Source organism: Delftia sp. BGA-UO-ETr-SB1, assembly GCF_059567865.1.
The window spans coordinates 2,419,413-2,442,347 of sequence record NZ_JCAQOW010000006.1 but is presented as its reverse complement, the minus strand read 5'-3'; the positions used below and the strand labels follow the sequence as shown (position 1 = coordinate 2,442,347).

The window sequence follows — 22,935 nt, the reverse complement described above, 5'->3', positions numbered from 1 at the left end:
GGCGCATAATCTTTCGCATTCTTTCCCCCAGCCCATCCGCCATTGCAGGTCTGCATGCGGCAGGCGCGCCCAGCGGCCATCGCGGCGCTCCAGCATTTCCCCAGACTTCCAGCAAGTGCCTCTTGGCAGGCGGCCATGGGCATGCCTACGGTGAACCCAGATGGAAGTTTTGCAGCAACTCGAACCCCTCATGCGCGAGATCATCGCGCCCCAGGCCGCGCAGATTGACGAGCAGGCGCGCTACCCGCGCGCTGCGCTGGATGCGCTGGCCGCAGCCGGCCTGCTGGGCCTGATCAGCGCCAGCGAGGTGGGCGGCCGGGGCAAGGGTCTGGCCGAGGCGGTGCAGGTCATTGAGCGCATTGCCCAGGACTGCCCCTGCACGGCCATGGTGCTGACCATGCACTACTGCGGCGTGGCGCTGATCGAGCCCTTTGCCGATGACGAGGTGCGCCGCGACATTGCCGCCGGCCGCCACATCACCACGCTGGCCGTGTCCGAGGCGGGATCGCGCAGCCATATCTGGGCACCCACGGGCACGGCCACCGCTGCCGAAGATGTCATCCACCTGAATGCGCTCAAGAGCATGATCACCTCGGCCGGCGAGGCCGATTCCTATGTCTGGATCTCGCGCGCCACGCAGGGCGAGGGCAATACGCTGTGGCTGGTGGACAGCCGACTGCCGGGGCTGTCCATTCCCGGGCGCTTCAACGGCATGGGGCTGCGCGGCAATGCGTCGTCGCCCATCGAGGCGCGCGATGTGGGCGTTCCACGCGCCCGCATGCTGGGCGCCGATGGCGAGGGCGAGGCCGTGAAGGGCCGCCACCTGATGCCGTTTTTCCCCACGCTGATCGCCACCACCTCCATCGGCCTGATGCAGGGCGCACTGCGCCGCGCCGTGGCCCATGTGGCGGGCACGCGCTTTGCGGAAAGCGGCAGCTCGCTGGCCGACCTGCCCACCATCCGCGCCTACCTGGCCCGCGCCCAGCTGCGCCTGGAACAGGCGCGCCTGCTGCGCGACGACACCGTGGCCGCCGTGCAGGCCGCCCGCCCCGACACGCGCACGCGCCTGCTGCAGACCAAGGCCGCCGCCGCCGAAGCCGCACTGGAAGTGACCGACATTGCCATGCGCGTGTGCGGCGGCGCCGCCTTCCGCAAGGAGCTGGGCATAGAGCGCCTGTTCCGCGATGCGCGCGCCGCCTCGGTCATGGCGCCCACCACCGACGTGATCTACGACATGCTGGGCAAGGCCATGTGCGAAGCCGCTGCCTGAACCTGCGCCGCAGATCCTGTCGATAGCCTCAATCCTCTTCCCCATCCAGCAAAGGACTTCCGAATGACGACAACCGCCCCCGTGATCAAGCTCGGCGCCGTGGCCTACGCCCCCAAGGTGATCACCATCTGGGAAGGCTTCAAGGCGTATTTCATCGAGCGCGGCTACTACTTCGACTACGTGCTCTATTCCAACTACGAGTCGCTGACCGAGGCGCTGATCGCAGGCGATGTGCACCTGGCCTGGAACTCGCCGCTGGCCTTTGTGCGCGCCGACCGCATGGCCCGCGCGCGCGGCCTGCGCGTGGAATCCATCGCCATGCGCGACACCGACCTGGACCTGCATTCGCTGCTGGTTGTGCCCGCCGACAGCCCCATCCAGAGCGTGCAGGACCTGCGCGGCAAGACCGTGGGCTTCGGTGCCGTGGATTCGCCCCAGGCCACGCTGATCCCGCTGGACCATCTGCGCCAGGAAGGGCTGCTGGCCGGGCGCGACTACACGGCGCGCCGCTTTGACGTGCTGGGCGGCAAGCATGGCGACCACATCGGCGGCGAGCGCCTGGCCGCCGCAGCCATGGTGACCGGCGAGATACAGGCTTCATGGATGGTGGGCAAGAACTACCAGGCCTTTGCGCGCGAAGGCACGCTGCCGGCCGGCGGCACGCGCGTGCTGGCCACCTCGGGCGCCTTCGACCACTGCAACATGACGGCCGGCCCGCACATCGATGCCGAACGCGCCGCCGCCTTCCGCGACATCCTGCTGGCCATGTCCTGGGACGACGCGGCCGTGCGCCCGCTGCTGGAACTGGAAGGCCTGAAGGTCTGGCACCCGGGCCGCGGCACGGGCTACGGCCTGCTGGAGCGCGCGGTGACAGACGAGGCCTTCTACGACGCCGAAGGCCGCATCACCGTGCAGGACTACCGTTACTGATACGCGCCATGGCCATGCCTGATTCCGACAGCGGCGCCCTGCACGCCCGCACCCTGCACGCCTCCACCCTGCCTGTCATCGACCTGCAGGGTCTGGGCTTCGATGCCGGTGCCCATCTTCTGGTCAAGCACGCGCTGGCCGCCCTGCCCGTGGGCGGGCAGCTGCGCGTGACCGGCAGCGCGCCGGGCTGGCAGGCCCAGCTGTCGGGCTGGTGCAGCGACCAGGGCCACGGCCTGCGCTGGGAGGACGGCGCGGGTGCTGCACAGGCCATGGCCATCGTGGCGCGCGGCGGCGCCCAGGCCGGGCGCTGGCGCGGCGCGGCGCAGACGGGCCGCAGCGATGCGCGCGCGGGCGGCGATGCCGTGGCCGCGCAGGCCCAGCCTTTCTGGGGCCTGGCCGCGCGTGGCGCGCAGGTGGAAGCCGGGGCGCCGGCCTTCCATTTCCGGCTCAGCGACAAGCTGCAGGTCTGGACCGACAGCGCCGCCGACCTCTACGCCCAGGCCGTGGCCGCGCAGTGGAATGCCGACACCGATATCGACTGGTGCGATGCACCCGAGCTGCCCGCGCCCGTGGAGGACGCCATCGTCCAGCTCATGACCTACATGGTGGAGAACGAGAACGCGGCCCTGCTGGTGCCTGCGCGCTTTCTGGGCCAGCTGCACCCGCACTACCGCGAGCTGCAGGCGGCGCTGGCCATCCAGGTGGCCGACGAGGCGCGGCACATCGATGTCTTCACGCGCCGCATCCGCCGCCACGGCCGCGAGCCCGCCCTGTCCACGGCGGGCGGCCAGGCCTCGCTCAAGAGCCTGCTGGACGAGACGGATTTTTCCGTGGCGGGCTTTTTGCTGTCGGTGCTGGGCGAAGGCACCTTCGTGCACCTGCTGCAGTTCCTGCAGACCGAGGCGCCCGACCCCCTCACACGCCAGATCTGCCGCCTGGCCGCACGCGACGAGGCGCGCCATGTGGCCCTGGGCATGTCCCACCTGCTGTACCGCCTGCAGCACGAGCCCGGCTTCCAGCATCAGCTGGCCCAGGCCGTGGAGCAGCGCTTCGACAACCTGGCTGGCACCTCGGGCCTGAACAAGGAAGTCTTCGACGCCCTGATCGTCATCGCCGCCGGCGCCCTCACCCCCGAAGCCCTGGCCCGCGGCGCCGCCCGCGTGCAGCAGCTCATGCGCGACATGGCCGACGGCCGGTTTTCCAAGCTGCTGCGGCTGGGGTTCGAGCGGGAACACGCAGAGCGGCTGGCTTCGTTGCATACGAGGAATTTCATGTAGCCGGGGAACAGCCACTTGAAGGCTGCGCAAGCACCCTCAATTCCGGCGAATGAAGCTCAAGCGCGTGCTCTTCTACTGCCTGCTGCCTTTCGCAGTGGCGCTTGCGCTTGTCGGGTTTCCCATGCCGGTGGCGCCGCCCCGCGCGACCAAGGCGGGCCAGGAGCAGTCTGCGCCTGCGCAAGAGCGGCGTTGAGCTGCGGGAGCATTTCTCGCACGGCGAGGCCCGAACGGCAGCCTCAATCCACGATCAATTTATTGCTGTTCAGCAGCTGCGTGATGATCTGCTGATCCGTGGCGGCACCGGAATACAGCGTCTGCAGATTCACGCCTTCCAGGATGATCTGCTGTGTCTCGGCCGATGCTGAGTAGCCTGCACCCACCGCATGGGAGTCTGCACCGAAGCCGCCCGTGTGGCTGACATGGACCCAGGTATCGCCTCCAGTGATCTCGAAGTGCAGGTAGTTGGCCAGGTTGCCTGCGGCATTGCTGGGGCCTGCGGATTCACCCTGCAGCAGGTCGCGCAGGTCCAGTACATCACCGCCTGCGCCGTTGGTTCCCGCTGCCGCCGTGGAGAAGTTCTGGATTCGGTCCAAGGCCGGCGTTCCCGCCGCCCCCTGATCTCCCAGCAACCAGACAAAGACATCCACAAAGTTCTCGCCCGCATCGCCGCCTATCAACAGGTCGTCGCCGGAGCCTCCGATCAGCCGGTCCGTGCCCGATCCCGCGTTGAGGGTGTCGTTGCCGCTGCCGCCGATCAGCACATCGGAGCCCGAGCCCGCCGACAGGTTGTCGTCGCCAGCGCCCCCGAAAACGATGTTGTTTCCGCTGCCGGCGTTGATGGTGTTGGCGCCGTTGCCACCGGTGATGTATTCGTTGGCCGAGCTGCCCGTATGGTTGCCGCTCTCGGTCGTGGTGATATCCACGGTCGTATATGAGGCCTTGAGCGTGACCACGGTGGATGTCGATGCCGTGAAGCCGCCGCTGACCTCCGTCGCCGTGACCTGGACCGTGAGATACGTGGCGTTCGTGGTGTAGCTGCCAGGCAGATTCAGGATGAGATTGGGCAGGTCGGCCTCGGTGAATTGCCAGACACCACCACCCAGGTTCGTACCCGCATTGAAGGACAGATTGGTGGGCAGTCCACTGATCCTGATCGACAGGGTTTCCGAGCCATCCGTATCCACCAGCTTCGTGGTTATCGGAAACCTGACGCTGGTCCCGCCTGTGCCGTGTGCGATGGCCAGCAGGGACTTCAGGACAACGACCGAAGGAGCGCTGGCCGTTCCAACCGACAGATTGACCGTGCCGATACTGGTGCCGCCGCGCCCATCGCTGACGTCGTAGAGAAAGCTGGCCGGTCCTTCGTAGCCTGCAGCGGGCGTGAACAGCACCCCGCCCGCCTGCAATGCGAGGCTGCCATTGACCGGCGAATGAGCCAAGGTGATGGTCAGGCTGTCGCCGTCGGCATCCGTGTCATTGGCCAGCAGCGTGGCAAAGCTGATGCTCAGCGGGATGTCCGTGGCAACCATCAATTGATCTGCCACGGCAACCGGTGCATCGTTCACGGGAGTGACCGTGATGGAAACGGTGACGATGTTTCCCATGGCCTGCCCGTCGCTGGCACGGTAGGTGAAGCTATCGGAAGTCGTCTCGCTGCCGTTGTGGGTGTAGCTGAAGGTGCCATTCGCATTCAGGGTCAAGGTTCCATGCGCAGGACCCGTCACCAGCACCGCGACGAGCGGATTGCCGTCAGGGTCCGTGTCGTTGGCCAGCACGCTGGTTGCACCGCTGGCAAGGACCGTGGCCACAGCGCCCTCGGCCACCACTATCGCATCGGAGACAGACACTGGCGGTTGATTGCCGGAGGGCGCAGCAGCAACCGTCACCGACACGCTGGCCGTGGCAGAACCGCCCCTGCCGTCGCCAATGGTGTAGGTGAAGCTGTCGCTGCCGGTGAAGTTGGCGTTCGGCGTGTAGACCGGATTGCCCGTGACGGCATCCACGACCACGGAACCGTGGGTGCCCTGGGTGATGCCGGAAACGGTCAGGCTGTCCCCATCCGCATCGCTGTCGTTCCCGCGCACGGCGATGGTGACGGATGTATCGGCATCGGTGGTGGCCGTATCGTTGCCGGCCACGGGCACCCGGTTCACGAAAACACTCAGCGTGCTGGACGCGCCGGTCTGCACGGTGTAGCCGATGGCCAGCGGATGGCCGCCGCTGTAGTTCGCATCCGCCTGGAAAGTGAAGCTGCCGTCTGCCTGCAGCGCGAAGGTCCCGCGCCCCGCCACGTTCCGGGAGCTGCCGGCCGCCACGGTCTGGCCTTCATAGGTGAAGCTGGCGACCACGAGCGCCCCATCGGCATCGGAATCGTTGGACAGCACATTGCCCGTGCGCTGCCCGGCCGTGTCCACCTGCACGCTGTCGGGCGCAAGCACGCTGGGATGGCTGCCGCGCACGGTGTCCGCCGCCTCGGCGCACAGTTGCGCCACGTCCACCCAGCAGGAGCCGCCCGCCTCCAGCGTGGCGCCGACCGCGCAGGCTCTGCCGGGACGCGCGGCCGTCGTGGGAATCGCGCCGGGCACGCCCAGCGGAAAGCAGATGTTCCACACAGGGTCCGTGATGCCGGTGATTTTCAGCCGCACCGACGTCTGGTTGCTATAGACCACGGGCAGGAATCCCTGCGGTGCGCCATCGGCACCCACCGCTGTCGTCTGCACGGGAACGGTGAGCGTCTCGCCTGCGGCCTGGTTGAAGGCTTCCTGCAATTCCTGAATCTGGGCCTGCACCCGCTCGCCCCAGACCGCCGTGGCTGCGGTCACGACAACAGCACCGTCCATGGCCCATGCACGCAGGCCGACCAGGGAGATCCGCCCTTTTTGCACACCCCGCACAAGGCAGGCCCCCAAGGCCAACGCCAGCAGCGCAAGAGCGCCAGGGTGGTCCACAGGAATCGCCGCCGGCGCCACGGCTGCCAGCGGTGCCACCGTAATGCTCTGGGCCTGGGCGGCCGGCACGGCACAGGCCACGGCCAAGGCGCCCAACGCCTGTGCGAGCCCCGTGCCACGGGCAAGGAATTGGATAAGTTGCAGCATGGGTCTGGCCTGGAAGAAAAGATCCGAAGATCCGAACAGGCGGGGAGCGGTCCCCGCCACTGCCTTCAGGCAGGCCACAAATGACTGCGCTGCTGACAATTTCTTACTCTAGACGACGGCCTGCGCAGCGCATATCCCTGAAAGCAGGTAATTGGCAGCTGAGAAGCCCTCCTGATACACGCCACTTGAAGGCCGTTGGCGTATTGCGTGCGGTTGAACAGCCAGGGGGCGGTGTTGCCAGCCAGCACGGCTGCGTCGGTGTCGCTGTGCAGGGTCTGGGTGTTGTCTGTCCCGCGAATCTCGAAGCTGCGGCGGGCGTGCAGGCCGTCCCACTGGATGCGCTCATAGGCCAGCGGGCTGTAGGTGGCCGTGCGGCCTTGCGTGGCCTTGTTCAGGCCTGCGTTGCTGAGGAATTTTTCTGCGCGAAGGTTGCCTGCGTTGTAGCGGTATTGCCGTGATCCTTATCTACGCTGACTAGCTGGTCAGGGCCGCTGTCGCGATAGTTCAGCGTAGTTGCAGCACCGGTGTCCAGATTCTGTGGCTTTTGCCAGCACTCGATTTACCCCTCTACTTCCTCAAAGGTAGCAAATCTCGACCATCAATTTCATAAATATCGGTACTGAAAACAACTGAGAAATTTTCAGAATTTATGTCAACAACAGCCTTAAAAATAACAAAAACTTCATTTGACGCATTAGATATAACATAACGCTTCGCACCAGTATCAGGATCGGTTTTGACGAGAATATATCCACCATTCCTCTCTTCCCAAGAGTCTCCCGCGCCTAGTACTGACGAAGGAATTCCTGTAAAACAAAATTCCCAAACTCCTTCACTTTTTTTGCAACCTCCATAGTTAGTAGAAGTTCTAAACCAAGAAGGCCAAGTCTCTTTTGGATAACTTCTCAGAAAACCTTCAAAGAACAGTTGAAAAGCCTTATCAAATTCACTAGTCAAATTATCTTTCTTCACTCTAATTTCCCCCATAGATTCTTGACCATTGCTTACGCATAATTTCAGACTGAATGATTGCGTCGTCTGATGGAAGCTGACCGAACGTATGATGCCCGCCGTCACCCCATATAGCGCTACGCTGCTGCCCCATCTGTTGAAGAAATGGTCTATCCGCTGGAGCGGGGTTAATAGAATAGCCAGGCGGGTGAGTGTGACCCGACCATTTCTTATAATTACCCGCCAAAAGACCATCTAGCATTTCTTGAGAAACTGATATTTCATTTCCATATACTCTTATAACTAGTCTCCTGCTGCCCAACGTGAACATACTATATTCATCACCAGTAACTTGACCAATTGCCCGCAAGTCGTTCATTGAGACGTTTTTCTTTGAGAATTCCCCAATACTTGCTTGCGTCGCTAACTTCTCATGAATTTCAGCTTGACGCCGAGAAAGCATGGTTCACGGTCGCAACTCGGCCAACTGGCCAGAACTAGCCGTAGCTATTGTATTTTTGGGACCAGATGCGCCTATAGGATCTTTCGCATCGGGCGCCGCATCATTTCCGTCGAACCCCGCCGTCTTGCTCGCCGGCTGCATTTCCATCTTTGCAGCAGACGTCAGCGTATCCGGTTCTTTCAGAATTCTGTGCGTTGTGTCTTTTTGCACATCGACGGTGCGAACTTGCGGCGCTTCTGGCGCCTTCGCCGCCAGCACAGGCTCCGCCGCCTGCAACTCCCTCGCAAGCGCCCTGGCAACCACTCGCTACTTGGCCGCAGCGTTGCCCGCCCCCGCCAAACCCTTGTCCGCCAGGCTCGCTGCACTCCGGGCCGCTTGGGGCAGGCCTGCAATGGCCAGACCGATTTCACCGGCATAGTTGCCGCGCAGCATCGCTGCCGTGAAGGTGTTGCCGTTGGCGTCTTCCGCTTGCGCCTTTTCATCAATGTTGGCGATGGCTTGCCTGACTGCAGACGGCAGTTGGCCTGCGTTGTCTATGACACCATTGATCAGGTCCAGGCGCTCACTGTTTCTTCTCTGCGCTGCTTCACTGCCAAACAGGCCCAGGTAACCGTCACCGATGAATCTGGCGGTGTCCAGCGTGCCTTCCACCGCCTTGACGGCGGTGAGCCCGATACCGCCAACCAGGCCACCGGCAATCTTGGTCCCGCAGTCACGCCAGCTGTCGCACTCTCCATTGGGGTCTGTATACCGATACGGGTTGTACCTGCCGTACTGGTACGCACCCCAGGTGATCGGCAGCCTCGCCTCACCCTCCACCGGGTCACGGCTGATGAACTGGCCGCTGGCCGGGTCGTAGTAGCGTGCCCTGGCGTACAGCAGGCCAGTTTCCGGGTCCGCGTAGTAGCTGCCGAAGCTGTTGCCGTTGCTCTTGAGGCCTACGCCCGCGTTGCCGCTGGCTTCGCTGTCCACGCTGCCGTAGGCGCCGTACAGCAGCAGGCTGTCGGCCTTGGCCGTGCCGCCTTCGCTGGCAACAGTGGCCACCAGGTTGCCGTTGCTGTCCGCATGCAGCTGCGTGGTGCTGCTGGTGCTGCCCAGGCCGTTGGCGTATTGCGTGCGGTTGAACAGCCAGGGGGCCGTATTGCCGGCCAGCACGGCTGCGTCGGTGTCGCTGTGCAGGGTCTGGGTGTTGTCTGTCCCGCGAATCTCGAAGCTGCGGCGGGCGTGCAGGCCGTCCCACTGGATGCGTTCATAGGCCAGCGGGCTGTAGGTGGCCGTGCGGCCTTGCGTGGCCTTGTTCAGGCCCGCGTTGCTGAGGAATTTTTCTGCGCGCAGGTTGCCTGCGTTGTAGCGGTACTGGGCCAGGGTCTGTGCGCCGCTGCCTTGGTCCTGGTCCACGCGGACGAGCTGGTCCTGGGCGTTCCAGTGGTAGCTGTTGGTGGAGGTGACGGCACCCTTTGTCTGCGCCTGCGTGAGGCGGTTGCCGTTGGCGTCGTAGGTGTAGCTGGCGCTGGCTGCGTCGCTGATCTCGGTGCTGCTGGTTTCGACTGCCCCGCTCTGGCTGGTGCGGCGATTGAGGGCGTCGTACTGGACGGTGGTGCTGCTGCCACCCGGGGCACAGGCAGTGACTGCGGTATCGCCGCATCTCGTTCACTGAATATCAGTGCATCCTAGCCATGAATTTCAATTAATTCCTTCAAATATTTTTCCATAGCAACGAAATGTATGGCTGTTGCAAAAGGTCGCTTTGGATCCTGTTTTGAGTTTTCTCTAATTAAAGAGGGAATCTCCTCGTTAAGCCAGAGTTCTCGATGTGGATATATAGCATATTTTTCCCCTTCAATATCCTCAATTAACATGTGGCCACGCCAAGCATCCTCATATAGCCTATTTGAAATCAGAGAGATGAATATAATAGCCTCATCCCCAATAGACAATTGGGCATCCCCCCACGTCCCAGGAGAGCAGACAAAATCAATTTCCCTTCCTAAAGCAGATAAATCAATTCCTTTCTGCGTCGATAATATCTCCACCACTATCGCCTTCAATACTTGAGGCTCTGGGGAACTGATAACACGAGCCACTATGACATCATGCTTTTTTACCTTACTTACCAAAAAATCCTGATTTTTCATTATGGCTTCCATGGCATACCCAATTTCTCCAATAATGGCATGTAGTTTCTCATATTACCCGTCGCCTCTGGTATAGGTATACCAATACTCATTGGAAATGTCGCACAATTGAATGTGCATGAATTTTTCCCGGGGAAACCATACATAGCATTATTCATCGGACTATTTATTCCGATTGCATTATGCGCTAATTTTATCATATCAAATTGCTCATGAGACATAGAAATCCTATGTTCTATTACCGCCTGAGGAACACCACCTCGGCTAGCAGCGCTGCTGTTAGCAATTGATCGGAAAATAGCCGTGTCATCCGTGATAACTCCGGGATAACTTGCACCATTTCTTAGCGACTGCACCGCTTCAAAAGCAGAGATGCCATCAGGCATTTTTGGCCCAAATCCATAAATGGTTTTTCCTCCATCAAATGAATAACCAACATGCCCGGTTACAACATAAGGATGAGGCGCATCTAGAGCCATCAAATCTCTAGTAGAGCCTGCACCTCGAAAGCCAAAAAGGCTGACTGTTGGAACCTCTGTGTTTGAGGGCACTTCGCTTGCTGAGCTGTGTGTCCGAGCATCATTCCTCACAGCCTGAGCAGTCTTGCTCACCGACTTCCATTCCCCAGCCGCCCGAAGCCTGGGCCCTTCGGCTACCAGTGTCGGCGTTGTGTCGCTCACCTCTGGCCGGACTCTTGCCGCTTCTATGGTCGGCGTCTTCGCCGCCAGCACAGGCTCTGTGGTTTGGAGCTCCTTTGCCAGTGCTCTTGCTACTGTCCTCCGATCCAGGCTGCTTTTGATGGCATTTGCCAGAGGTACCGATCCGGCCCCCAACGCACCACCCACGCCCGCTGACGTGGCCGTTTGCTGCAGGTCATAGCCGCTCTGGATGCCACCACCCATGTGCGCCGCCTGCGTGGCGGCATCGCCTGCCGCGCCGCTGCTGGCTCCTACAACGGCAGCCACTGCTACACGTCCTGCGGTGCTGCTGGCTGCGCCCACCAAGGCACCTCCAGCAGCTCCAGTAGCCACGTTCAGTCCCGCTACGGCCAGGCCGCCGCCCACGCCTGCACCCCAATACTGGCCTTGGCTGATCTTGCCTTCGTCGTAGGCATCTCGCATGGGGTCGTGCACGCTGGCAAAGCCCAGCGTGGAGGCCACGTATAGGCCTTTGCCCAGGGCGTAGAGGGCGCAGGTGAAGCGGCCACATCCTTCTGCAGCGTTGTCGATCAGGGTGGAGGTCGACTGCTCCCCATTCGGATCAACATACCGATACGGGTTGTACCTGCCGTACTGGTAAGCACCCCAGGTAATCGGCAGCCTCGCCTCACCCTCCACCGGGTCACGGCTGATGAACTGGCCGCTGGCCGGGTCGTAGTAGCGTGCCCTGGCGTACAGCAGGCCCGTCTCGGGGTCTGCGTAGTAGCTGCCGAAGCTGTGGCCGTTGCTGCGGATTCCAGTACCCGCGTTGCCGCCGGCTTCGCTGTCCACGCTGCCGTAGGCGCTATACAGCAGCAGGCTGTCTGCCTTGGCCATGCCGCCTTCGCTGGCAACAGTGGCCACCAGGTTGCCGTTGCTGTCGGCATGCAGCTGCGTGGTACTACTGGTGCTGCCCAGGCCGTTGGCGTATTGCGTGCGGTTGAACAGCCAGGGGGCGGTGTTGCCGGCCAGCACGGCTGCGTCGGTGTCGCTATGCAGGGTCTGCCGGCTGTCGGCGCCGCTGATCTCGAAGCTGCGCCGGGCGTGCAGGCCATCCCACTGGATGCGTTCGTAGGCCAGTGGGCTGTAGGTGGCCGCACTGCCTTGCGTGGCCTTGTTCAGGCCCGCGTTGCTGAGGAATTTTTCTGCGCGCAGGTTGCCTGCGTTGTAGCGGTACTGGGCCAGGGTCTGTGCGCCGCTGCCTTGGTCCTGGTCCACGCGGACGAGCTGGTCCTGGGCGTTCCAGTGGTAGCTGTTGGTGGAGGTGACGGCACCCTTTGTCTGCGCCTGCGTGAGGCGGTTGCCGTTGGCGTCGTAGGTGTAGCTGGCGCTGGCCGCGCCGCTGATCTGCACGAGCTGGTCACGGCCGTTGTAGTGGTAGTCCAGCGTGCCTTCGGGTGCCGAGGCACCCGTTTCCAGTCCGTTGGGGCTGCCGACAGGCGGACCCGTGGCACCGACGGTGGCGACCACGTTCTGCTGGATGCGCCGGCCTCCCGCATCCAGCTGCCAAGTGGTGCGGCGCTCGGGCGTGGTGTGGCTGGTCAGGCGGTCCTGGGCGTCGTAGGTCCAACTTTCCACGCGGGTGCGGTTGTGGCTGGCGCTGTTGCTGCCACCGGGCAGATGGGCGCTGAGGGCCGCGCTGCGGTTGGCGGCAGACAGGGATTCCGTTCTGCTGCTGCCGATGCGGTTGCCGTTGACGTCGTAGGTGTAGGCAACGTCCAGCAGGGTGTTGCCTGCGCCTGCCGTGGCCTGGGTGCTGCTGGTTTCGCCAGCCACGCGGCCTGCCTTGTCGTAGCGGGTGCTGGTGCTGCTGCCATCGGGGTGCAGCAACTGGATGACACGGCCGGATTTGTCGTAGCTGATGCGGGTGGTGCCGCCTGCCCCGCTCTGGCTGGTGCGGCGGTTCAGGGCGTCGTATTCGATGGTGGTGACGCTGCCGCCCGGGGCGGATGCGGTGGCGGCCGTGGTGCCGATGCGGTTGCCCTGGGGGTCGTAGCTGTGCGTGAGGCTGTTGCCCCAGGCGTCAGTGGCCTTGACGGGCCGGTTGAAGGCGTCGTAGGTGGTGGTTTCGGTACGCGTGCCCTGGCTGTCGGTCTGGGCGGTGCTGGTCAGGTTGCCGTTGGCGTCATAGCCGAAGGTGGTCTGCAGCACGCTACCCGGGCCGTTGCCCTGGCTGGCCGTGGTGACGGTCTGAGTGCGCCGCCCGCGGATGTCCAGGGTGTGGAGGAAACGGTTGCCGTTGGCGTCGGTGTGTTCGGTCAGGCCGTCTGCGTTGTCGTAGCCATTGGTCTGTACGGCTTCGCCGGCCTGGGTGGCTGGCAGGGTGGTGCGGATGCGGCGGTTTCGGGCATCGTAGGCATGGCGGGTGCTTTGGCCGTTGAGGTCGCGTTGTTCAAGCAGGTTGCCGCTGGTGTCGTAGGTGATGGTGGCCTGTGCCTGGCCGTTGTCCAGGGCCTGGGTGATGGTGGCCAGGCGGTTGGCCGGGTCGTAGGCGTAGCTGACGGTGGCACCGTTGGGTGCCTTGGCCTCGGTGAGGTTGCCTGCCAGGTCGAACATGCTGTGGGTGGTGTTGCCCAGGCCGTCTGCCACGCTGATGGCGCGGCGGCGCTTGTCGTAGCCGGTGGTTGTGGTACGGCCTTCGGAGTCGGTGGCCAGGGTGACGTCGCCCATGCTGTCGCGCTGCAACAGGTCGATGGCGCCCAGGCTGCGGTTGGTTTTGACGAGCAGGCCGCGCTTGTCGTATTCGTAGCCGACCTTGTTGCCACGCGCATCGGTTTCAAACTGGATGCGACCGGCTTCGTCGTATTCGGTCTTTTGCAGCTGGATGCCGGCGCGGGTGGTGGCGATGACGCGGTGGAGCGCGTCGTACTGGTAGCTGGTGGCGTGGCCGTTGGCGTCGGTTTCGCCGGTCTTGTTGCCGTGCAGGTCATATTCGACCGTGCCGACCTGGCCCAGCCCGTCGCTGGTAGCCGTGCGCAGGTTGAAGTCGTTGTACTGGTGGGTCAGCACCCTGCCCCGTCCGTCGGTCTGGGTCAGGGGGTTTCCGACCGCGTCATAGGTGGTGGCGCTGGCGATGCCCAGGTTGTCACGGACCTCGATGGGGCGGTTGCGGTTGTCGTATTTCGTGGTGATGACGTTGCCGCCGGGCGCAGTCACGCTGACGATGTTGCCGGCTGCGTCGTAAACGGTGGAGGTGACGGCATTGCCCGCAGCTGTAGGCTGGCTGCGGCTGAGCTGCCGGCCGATGGCATCCCAGGTGAAGGTGGTGGCGTTGCCGCGCGCATCGCTCTGGCTGGTGATGTGGCCGTCGGCGTCATAGGCCGTGGTACCGAGCAGGCCGATGGAGTCCTCGCTGCGGATGAGCCGGTTGAGCGCGTCGTACTCGAAGTTGACGATGTTGCCGTTGGGCCAGGTTTCCGTCACGCGGTTGCCGACCTTGTCGTGGCCGTACCGGGTCTGGTGGCCTTCGCCGTCCTGCTGCGCCACGATCCAGTTGCGCGCGTTGTACTGCCATTTCTGTGTCTGGCGCAGCGGGTTGGTGACCTGCAGCTTGTTGCCCACCTTGTCGTAGTCGGTGTGGGTGACACGGCCCAGGGCATCGGTCTCCGCCACCACACGGTTGAGGGCATCGTAGGCGAAGGCACTGGTGTTGCCGTTGGCATCCGTGCGGCTGAGGAGGTTGCCGCTTGCGTCATAGACCATGCTGCGCTTGCTGCGGCCCGCGATGGTCTGGCTGAGCAGCCGGTTCAGCGCGTCATGGACATAGGTGGTGACGCGGCCCAGCGCATCGGTCTCGCTGGTCTTGTTGCCGTTGCCGTCATGGACGGCAGTGCTGGTGGTGTCGTCGGCAAATTTGGTTGCCGTGCGCTGGTTGAGATGGTTGTAGGTATGCGTGGTCTGCCGGCCGAGCGCGTCGGTTTCCGTGGTGATGTTGCCCACGCCGTCATAGGCATAGCCGGTGGTCTTGGGCGGGGTTGCAGGCTCGGTGCGCAGGACCAGGCGGTTGGCGTCGTCGTAGGCGTAGGTGGTCTTGTCTCCACGCAGATTGGTCTCGCTGGTTTTGTTGCCCAGCAGATCGTAGGTGGTGACGATGGCGCCCGAGGGCAGGCTCTTGCGCAGCACGCGGCCCATGGCGTCGTACTGGTAGCTGGTGGTGCGGCCTTCTTCGTCGGTTTCGCTGAGCTTGTTGCCCGCCGCATCCCAGGTCTGGATGCGCTGGCCTGCTTCGGCCGTGCCTGCGGCCAGCGTGATATGGGTCAGCTGGTCCAGGGTGTTGTATTGCATTTCGCTGGTGCGACCTTCGGCATCGACCACGGCGATCTGCCGGCCCCGGTTGTCGTGGCGCACAGCGGTGGTGCCGCCCAGGGCGTCAATGACGGCGTTGCGCATGCCGCGTGCGTCGTAGCGCATGTGGGTGACATTGCCGCGCACATCGGTGGTGCTTTGGCGGTCTCCGTTGGCGGCTACGCTGTGGCTGATGCGGCTGCCATCGGGCATTTGCTCGCCGGTCAGGTTGCCGCGCGCATCGAAGCTGGCTGTGGAGGTCAGTCCACGGCGGTCCGTGAAACTCAGGCGCTTGTTCTTGATGAAGGGCGGCGCAGTCTGAGCCAGCCAGGTCTGCGATGTGGAGACGGCCTGGGTGCCGCCGCTACCGCTCACCTGCTCGCTGGTCTGGTTGCCGTTGGCGTCATAGGTGTAGCTGGTGACGACGCCGTTGGCATCGGTCTTGCTCAGCATGAGCACGTCGTTCACGGCCCAGGTCATGGACGTGGTGCCCGCTGGGCCGGCAATGCTGAGCGGGTTGCCGTATTTGTTGAAGGCGTAGCGGGTCAGCTTGCCACGGGCGTCGGTGACATCGGTGGCCGGTTCCTCCGGCTTGGCGTTGTAGGCGAAGGCGGTGTGGGCACCATCGGCGGCGGTGACGCCGATGACGGTGGATTCGAACGAAGGGATCTGGCCATTGCCGAATTGGCGCAGGACGGGACCGGAGTGGTATTTGAACTGCGTGGCCTGGCCCAGCGCGTTGGTGTGGCTGAGCAGCAGGTTGGACATGCCCAACGGGCCGGTGTGGTCGCTGTAGCTATAGCTCTCGGTGGCCTCCGGCGCGTCGGTGCGGGTGATCTTAACAAGGTTGCCTGCGGCGTCGTACTCGAACGCCAGCCCCATGTCCTCGGGGCCCTGCACTTTTTGCAGGACGTTGACCGCAGCGCCCGAGCCCACGAAGGCCCGGGTCTGGTAGAAGAATTGCAGGGACTGCCCATAGGCGTTCTGTACCTGCAACAAGGGCGCATCCACGCCGATGTCATAGGTGAGGGTCAGCGCGTTGCCGTTGGTGTCGGTGATGGACTGCAGGGCCCACTGGCGCTTGCCGCCGATGAAGCCGAAGTGGTAGCGCGTGCCATCCTTGGAATAGAAGTCGTAGCTGCGGTCGCCGTTGTTGGCGATCAGAGTGCCGTGGTAGCCCTTGGCCGGTGTGAGCGTGCCATTGCCCTGGGGCAGGAAGCGGATGAAGCCGCCGTCTCCGGCATTGACCAGGATGTCGCCGCAGGCCGTGGTGGACAGGGAGGCATCGAAGTTGTGCCCCCAGTTCACGCCCAGCACGCCGACGCTGCCCGAGCCCCCGGAAGAGTAGGACGGGCGCAGCGCCAGCTGCGGCCCGCGTGCGGCCACGCCCATTCCCATGCCGGACAGGTTGATGCGGCCGGATTTGACATTGACGCCCTGAATGAGGATGTTGCCCACCGGCAGTGCGTCGTTGAGCATCAGTTTGGAGATGACCATGCCCTGGTTGGGCTCGACCGATCCGTCCTTGTCGCTGACGGCGGTGAGGGTGAAGGCGTAGCCGTTCCTGGCAGGAAGCAGGGCATCGGGCGCCAGCGTGATGCTGTTGGCGCCCATGGCAAATGCCTGGCCATCGACCAGGCGCACGGGGCTGCCCGTGGGCACCGGATTGTCGTCATCGCTGAGGCGGGTGGCCTCCAGCGTGATCCTGGCGTTCTGGCTCAGGATGAAGTTGAGCGCACTGCCCTGGGCGCAGAAGCGGTCATTGGCAATATCCACGTCGCGCATCAGGCGCAGCACGCGGTCGTAGCTGGTGACGATGCGCTGCCTGAAGGGCAGCTCCATCTTCTCGGAGATGATGTCGTCGCTGACGTAGGCGTCGGCCTGGTAGGTTTTGACGATGTCGAAGCGGTTGCCGCGCTCGATCTGTACATCGCCTTGCTGCTGTTTGCTGCTCGAAGGGCGCCAGGCGATGATTTCACCGTTCTCGAAGAGGCGGACATCGACGGAGGGCGCCTTGTAGGCTTGCGGCTCCAGTGTGAAGCCCACCTTGATGGGGTAGACGTTCAGACCTGCATCCGACAGGTACAAGCGGTTGGGGTCGGTGTTGGCGTCGGTATCGGCCGAGGTGATGGAGCTGATGCGGGCGCGCACGCCGAATACGGCGCTGCCTTCACTGGTGAGGTTGATGGCCAACCTCTGCGGGATCGGCTCCGTTCTGCAACCGGCCGGCTGGGTAATGACCCGATCGACGGTATAGCTCGCGTTCACGCCCCAAGTCAGCTGGTTGAGAGCGGGGCCGAGGCCGGTCAGCAGGTGGGTCCGCCAGACCCCTGGCTCTTCCGTGACCAGGTCCAGAGCACTTCCGCCCGATGAAACCTGCGGCTGGACAGAGGCCTTCGTAAATGGCTCGAACCGGCGAGCCCCATCGAAGACACAGAGCCCGGAAACATTGCGGCTCACGCCGGCCCGCTCCTGCAAAAGTGTCAGGCGAAAGGGGGCCGCATAGCGCATGCCCAAACCAGTCGCCGCATTGGCAACGCCGTCCTTGTCGACAAAGGCGCTGACCAAAGGGAATATCTGTGGTGGCGTGGTACAGGATCTATCCACCCGTACCTGGACGGTGGTGGAAAGCTCACCTGCGGAAACCTGCACAGGAGACACCGTGCCGTTGGTCGGCCCTGGCGTGACGGACAGGAAGGCGATGCCATAGGTGTTGCTGTCTTGCGGACTGTCCACGGTAGCGGGCTCAGGCCGGACAGCCGGATCGCAGCTGGCAGTTGCCGCCAGTCCCGTCCCCGTGATGCGCATGTTGGCGACGGGATTGGCAAATTTGTCCAGCACTTCGATGGAGAACTTGCTGGCCAGGGTGGCCATGCCAGGCATGGCATCGGCTTCATACAACAGTTTGGCGTTGAGCTTGGCCGGCACATCGGGCAGCGCAAGCGCCCGCAGAGGGAACAGCGGCTTGAGCATGCCCGAAGCCGATGCAACGGAGGCATCGAAGATGTTCAAGCCGGCCTGCGTGACGTACTTGTCCGTGCTTTTGCGCAGGACATAGATGGGGGATATCGACGTGGACTGGCCCAGCGTGATGGTGGTGGAGGCCACACCCAGTGCATTGGTGGTGGCGGTGGCCGGACTCACGCTGCCGCCGCCGCGCACGGCCAGGAAGCTGACGCTGGCGCCCTTGACGGGCCTCCCGTCGCGGTCGCGCACGCGCACGCTCATCGATTGCCCAGCCCGGGCGCGGCCCGCGGTGCCTTCCAGATCCGCGCCTGCATTGAGCATCTCGACGCTGGCACCCGAAGACGGGTCGTTGTTGGCCGCATCGGTATGGGCGCCTGCCAGGGCATCGGCCAGGAACTGGAGCGTCCAGGGGCTCTGCGCCGTGGCCCCGCCGGCAATGCCGCCCGAGAGGAAGTAGCCGCTGGCTCCCGTGGCAGGGTCGCTGACGATCCAGCCCATGCCGCGCCATGCGGCATGGGCGATGCTCTGCGCGGGAATCTCCACGCTGTAGCCCGACTGCAGCCAGGAGCGCAGTTCGGCCCGGGTGGCCTGCGCCAACGGCAGCGTGGCCAGTTCAGGCGCATTGGGCGATGTGAGCGTGAGCACGGTGGCGTTCTGGGCCCGTGCCAGGGCGATGAGCTTGTCCGCGGACACGGACTCGGCGCCGAACTGCGACTGGAACACGCTGTGCTCCAGCGAAGAACCAGCCAGTCCTATGGCGGCCTGCAGCCTGCGCGCACCGGCCGCATCGGCGGCGATGACCTCGGTGGGGTGTGCTGCGGCGTCCATGGTGACGCCCTTCCACTCCAGCGTGTACGGCACGCCATTGATGCTGTAGGCGTTCAGGGCATTGCTGACAATGGTCACCGACGGCGCCGGGTGCACGACGGCGGCGCCGCTCAGCGCAGCGGCGCCGGCCTCGAAGGCGCTCCACTGCGATTCGTAGCGCTGGACGATGCCATCCAGCAGGCGGGCGGCATCATATTCGCCATCGCGCGCCGAAGGTGTAGGGCTGCGGGCCACGCCGGACTGCCCCACGCCGATGGCGTGATAGGCACCGACAAGGAAGTTCTGCTCCACGGTCTGCGTGTTCGCCGGTGTCTGGATATCCAGGCGGAACTTGACCTGGCTGCCGCCCGCCAGGGGTGTCAGGCCCACCTTGTGCTGGTAGCCGTCCAGACGCAGTTCCGGGCGCAGCTGATAGAGGTAGACCGGCGCCAGGTCCAGGCCGCCTGCCAACAAAATGGCGCGATGGTCGGCCAGCTCTGCCGGGATGTAGTTGATGGTGGCACGCTGGTTGAACAGGTCGTGTACGGGCAGGCTGATATCCAGGCCGGCCTCCCCGGCTCCCGCAGCGTCATTGAACAGGCGCAGGCGGGCCGTGGAACGAACCGCGCTTGGCAACGCAGAGGATTCCGCCGTGGTGGCCATTACCGTGAAGGCCAGGGTGTTGGGCAGCAAGCCCAGCGTCTGGAGCCTGATGGGCGCAGGCGCCACGGCGGCCTCGTAGCTGGAGGATTTCAGTTGCAGTGCCGCATCAACGCGCTCGCGCATGAAGGTGCCGAAGTCCACCGCCTGCACCTTGGAGCGGTACTGGCTGGCAAGCTCCTGGAGATCCAGGCCCAGACCTGCCAGGCCCACGCTGGCGGATTTGGGCTGCAGGGCCTTGTGGAACACATCCAGCGGCAACCAGGTCTTGCCGGAGGCATCGAGCACGATGCCGCGATAGTTGGTGTAGGGGACCTGCACGGCCACCCAGGTATGTTCGATGCGAACCATCGCAACGCGCCCACCCTGCACAACGGGCGAGTAGGCAATGCCGGCCTTGGCCAGCATTTCAGGCACCTGGCCGGGATCGCCCAGGCCGGCGGCGCTGGCAATGCCGTCCACGCCGATCTCGGCCACGCCCTGCACATAGCGGGCGGGCGCACCTGCGGCACGCAGCATGGCGATCAGCAGCGAGGCCTGGTCCACTGCATTGCCCGCGCCCGTGCGCAAGGTACCCAGGGCACCCTTGGTGCTGCCGCTGTACCACTCGCTGCGAATGCCGTTGCGCACGTACTCGTAGATGCGGACATAGTCGTAGTCGAGTTCCTTGGCCTTGGCGAGGATTTCCTCGCTCAGCGGTGCTTCCGGTGCATCGGCTACGTCCTCCGGCGTGGCGGAAACCTCCTGCCCCGCCTCGTAGCTGGGCAGGATGGCCGGGGCGTTCACCGGCGCACGCACAGCCAGGCCCAGCGGCCGTACGGGCAGCATCGCGGCGCGAAGTACCGGAGCATTGACTTGGGCGTGGCTGGTCGCCTGAAGCGCCTCGCGCAGCGCCCCCATGGCCTGTGCTTTTTGCTGCCTGTCGCCATCCAGCCCTGGCATGGCGGCGGCCAGTTTCTGCAGCAGTTGGTCGATCTGCGCCTGCACGGAAGCACGGCGCGCTTCAAAGGCTGCGGGCAGCGACGGGTCGGCAAGCCGGCCCTTGAGATCCAAGCTGTCTTCCTGAGCCAGCATGGCACTCGCACGAACGCGCTCATGGGCCTGCCGGATGCGGGCCACATCCCCGGTGGCCACGGCTTCGGCCATGGCCTCAAAGGCCTGGGCCAGTTGCTTGCCCGTGGTGTTGCGCGCGGCAATGCCCCCGCCTGACCGGTTGTCCACGCTGCGCAGCAGGGCCGAGGCATCGCGGCCTGCCGAGATGGCGTTGATCACGTCCTCCTGCGTCACGGGCGCAGGAGTCGATGGCTGCTCAGCCCGAGCCGGCGCGCTCTCCACGAGCAAGGTGGCCAACACCATGGCGGCCCAAAGGTGGCGCAGCCAGGCCGAGGTCTTGACACGGGCGGGGAAGAAGACTGGAGACATCATTTTTTTCGTGTTTTTACGAGAGCGCGATGGGCAACGAATGCCATGGCCAGGCACATCAGTACCAGCATGGCCCGGTCCGAGGGCCAGGCAGGCACTGCAACAGGCTCCTGCACTGCGGTGCCAAGGACCGTGAAAACGACGGTCCGCTGTGCCTGGTTGCCTGCACGGTCGCGAGCGGTGATCTGCAGCACATGGGAGCCCGGACGGCTCACGCGCTGGCCCTGGCTGAACGGCTGCCCGTCCAGGGTGCTGGCAACGCTTTCCAGGTGCGCGTCCACGACCTTGAACGAGATGGTCTGGCCGGCGGGATAGCGGCCGCCATCGGCCACGCTGAGTTGCTCGATGGCAGGCGGCGTGTTGTCCACCGTCACCGTGCGGACCACGTCGGGATGGCTGACCCCCTGGCTGTCGACAGCACGCACGCGCAGCAGGACAGGGCCATCGGCCAGTTGGGCAAGAATTGCCTCATGGGCTCCACTGCCACGCGATGCCATGGCGGTGTAGGAGGCACCGGCAGCAAGGGCCATCTCCAGGCGGCTGATATTCGCGGCAGGCACAACCGTGGCCAGCACAGGCACTCCGGATCGGACCACGGCATTGGCCGCTGGCGCCGTGATGGTGACAGCAGGCGCGCCCCCGCTGCCTGCAGTCACCTGGAACCTGATCGTCACGACGGTTTCATTCCCCGCGATATCGCGCGCTGCAGCGGTCAGGACATAGGTGCCGGGCGTGCCGACGGGGCTGCCGGATACGTAGGACTGCCCATTGAGCATGATGGAGCTGTTGGCCAGGTGGGTGTCGCTGACCGCGATAGCGGCGCTGGCAGAGCCGGTATACCGGCCGTCTTCAGCCACGCCCGTGACAACGACCTGGGGCGCCGTGTTGTCCACGGTGAAGCGGCGTACCTGCACGTCCGAAACGTTGCCGGCGTTGTCGGTGGCACGCACCGATGCGGCGTGTGCACCATCGGGCAGGTCGCCCACGTCCAGTGTGTGCTTGCCGGTGGTGGGCGACAGGGCCAGGCTGCTCCATTGCGGCTGTCCGTCCAACCTGTACTCCACCGAAGACACGCCGGAGCCGCTGTCCGTGGCCGCAACGCTCAGTATCGCCGCACGGCGCACATGCGCACCCTCGGCCGGCTGATCGATGAAGACGGCAGGCGGCGTGGTGTCAGCCACGGGCAGGCGGATGGAGAACTGCAGCGAGGCCGTGGCGCCGTTGCCCGCCTTGTCCACGGCCTCGACACTCAGGGTGTAGTCGCCATTGGCGGCCACAGGCGCGCCGCTGGCGTACGCAGAACCATTGAGGGTGATGGAGCTGCCCAGCAGTGCCAGATCGGTGATGCCGATCACAGGCGTCACCGCCGCAGCGTACTGCCCTGCGGCGACACCGGAGATGGTGATCACGGGAGGCGTGTTGTCCACGGTGAAGCTGCGCGCATCGGTGGTGGCCTCGTTGCCCTGTGTATCCCGGGCGCGGACTACGACGCTGTGCACGCCATCGGCCAGCGCGTCCAGCGAGGCCGCATACAGGTTGGCATTGCTCTGGCTGGCGTCGACTGCCAGGGGCGCGAAAGTTCCACCGTCGATGCTGAACTGCGCCTCTGCCACAGCGGATTCCGCATCCACGATGGCAGCGGTCAGTCCGGTGGTGGCACGCCGCAGGTAGGCGCCGGCCAGCGGTGTCCTGATGTCGATCACAGGTGCCGTGGTGTCACCGGCAGTGGACTGGATGCTGAAGCGCACCGTCCGGCTGGCGGTGTTGCCAGCCAGGTCGATGGCATCCACCTGGAGAACGTGGGAGCCCGTCTGGGAAACCGGTGTTCCCGACACATAGGGCGATCCATCGAGGCGGATGTGCGTGACGGACAGGTTCAGGTCGGTCACCACGATGGAGGGTGTCACGGGGGACGCATAGGCGCTCTGCGCAACGCCGGAAATGGCGATGGCCGGGGGCAGGCTGTCCACAACAAA

Annotated in this window: 10 protein-coding genes (1 of these 10 cut by a window edge); 3 read left to right on the top strand and 7 right to left on the bottom strand. The window is 64.2% G+C overall.

Annotation, left to right across the window (positions count from 1 at the left end; all coding sequences use genetic code 11):
- The first annotated feature begins 160 nt into the window (after nt 1–160).
- The 3 genes from AC57B5_RS29580 to AC57B5_RS29570 all read left to right on the top strand — a co-directional run bounded on the left by AC57B5_RS29580 (nt 161) and on the right by AC57B5_RS29570 (nt 3,477).
- On the top strand, nt 161–1,270 hold the full coding sequence (locus AC57B5_RS29580) for an acyl-CoA dehydrogenase family protein (protein WP_012206305.1): 1,110 nt from the start codon (nt 161–163) through the stop codon (nt 1,268–1,270).
- 63 nt (nt 1,271–1,333) lie between these two features.
- Nucleotides 1,334–2,200: a phosphate/phosphite/phosphonate ABC transporter substrate-binding protein gene (locus tag AC57B5_RS29575; RefSeq protein ID WP_207443897.1), complete on the top strand. Its 867-nt coding sequence runs from the start codon at nt 1,334–1,336 to the stop codon at nt 2,198–2,200.
- An 8-nt stretch (nt 2,201–2,208) separates the two neighbouring features.
- Nucleotides 2,209–3,477, top strand: coding sequence for a ferritin-like domain-containing protein (locus tag AC57B5_RS29570; protein WP_496400852.1), 1,269 nt, complete (start codon nt 2,209–2,211; stop codon nt 3,475–3,477).
- A 236-nt stretch (nt 3,478–3,713) separates the two neighbouring features.
- Here the strand turns inward: AC57B5_RS29570 and AC57B5_RS29565 are convergent, their stop codons facing one another.
- From AC57B5_RS29565 to AC57B5_RS29535, 7 genes are all read right to left on the bottom strand, one after another.
- Nucleotides 3,714–6,572, bottom strand: coding sequence for a midcut-by-XrtH protein (locus tag AC57B5_RS29565; protein ID WP_496400851.1), 2,859 nt, complete (start codon nt 6,570–6,572; stop codon nt 3,714–3,716).
- 567 nt (nt 6,573–7,139) lie between these two features.
- A complete protein-coding gene (locus AC57B5_RS29560; protein ID WP_496400850.1) occupies nt 7,140–7,544 on the bottom strand; it encodes a hypothetical protein in 405 nt (134 codons plus the stop codon).
- Nucleotide 7,545: 1 nt separating this feature from the next.
- Nucleotides 7,546–7,986 carry a hypothetical protein gene (locus tag AC57B5_RS29555; RefSeq protein WP_496400849.1) on the bottom strand — a complete coding sequence of 147 codons (441 nt, stop codon included), beginning with the start codon at nt 7,984–7,986 and terminating at the stop codon, nt 7,546–7,548.
- A 306-nt stretch (nt 7,987–8,292) separates the two neighbouring features.
- Nucleotides 8,293–9,384, bottom strand: coding sequence for an RHS repeat-associated core domain-containing protein (locus AC57B5_RS29550; RefSeq protein ID WP_496400848.1), 1,092 nt, complete (start codon nt 9,382–9,384; stop codon nt 8,293–8,295).
- Between the two features lie 272 nt (nt 9,385–9,656).
- Complete coding sequence (locus tag AC57B5_RS29545; protein ID WP_496400847.1) at nt 9,657–10,133, bottom strand: hypothetical protein; 477 nt, start codon at nt 10,131–10,133, stop codon at nt 9,657–9,659.
- A complete protein-coding gene (locus tag AC57B5_RS29540) occupies nt 10,121–20,959 on the bottom strand; it encodes an RHS repeat-associated core domain-containing protein (protein ID WP_496400846.1) in 10,839 nt (3,612 codons plus the stop codon). The genes AC57B5_RS29545 and AC57B5_RS29540 overlap by 13 nt, the downstream gene beginning before the upstream one ends.
- On the bottom strand, nt 20,959–22,935 hold the 3' end of the coding sequence (locus AC57B5_RS29535; RefSeq protein ID WP_496400845.1) for a CARDB domain-containing protein. Its footprint extends 15,219 nt past the window's final position; only the last 1,977 of its 17,196 coding nucleotides appear in the window; its start codon lies off the right edge, out of view — the gene reads right to left on this strand; its stop codon occupies nt 20,959–20,961. Before AC57B5_RS29535 ends, AC57B5_RS29540 begins: the two co-directional genes overlap by 1 nt.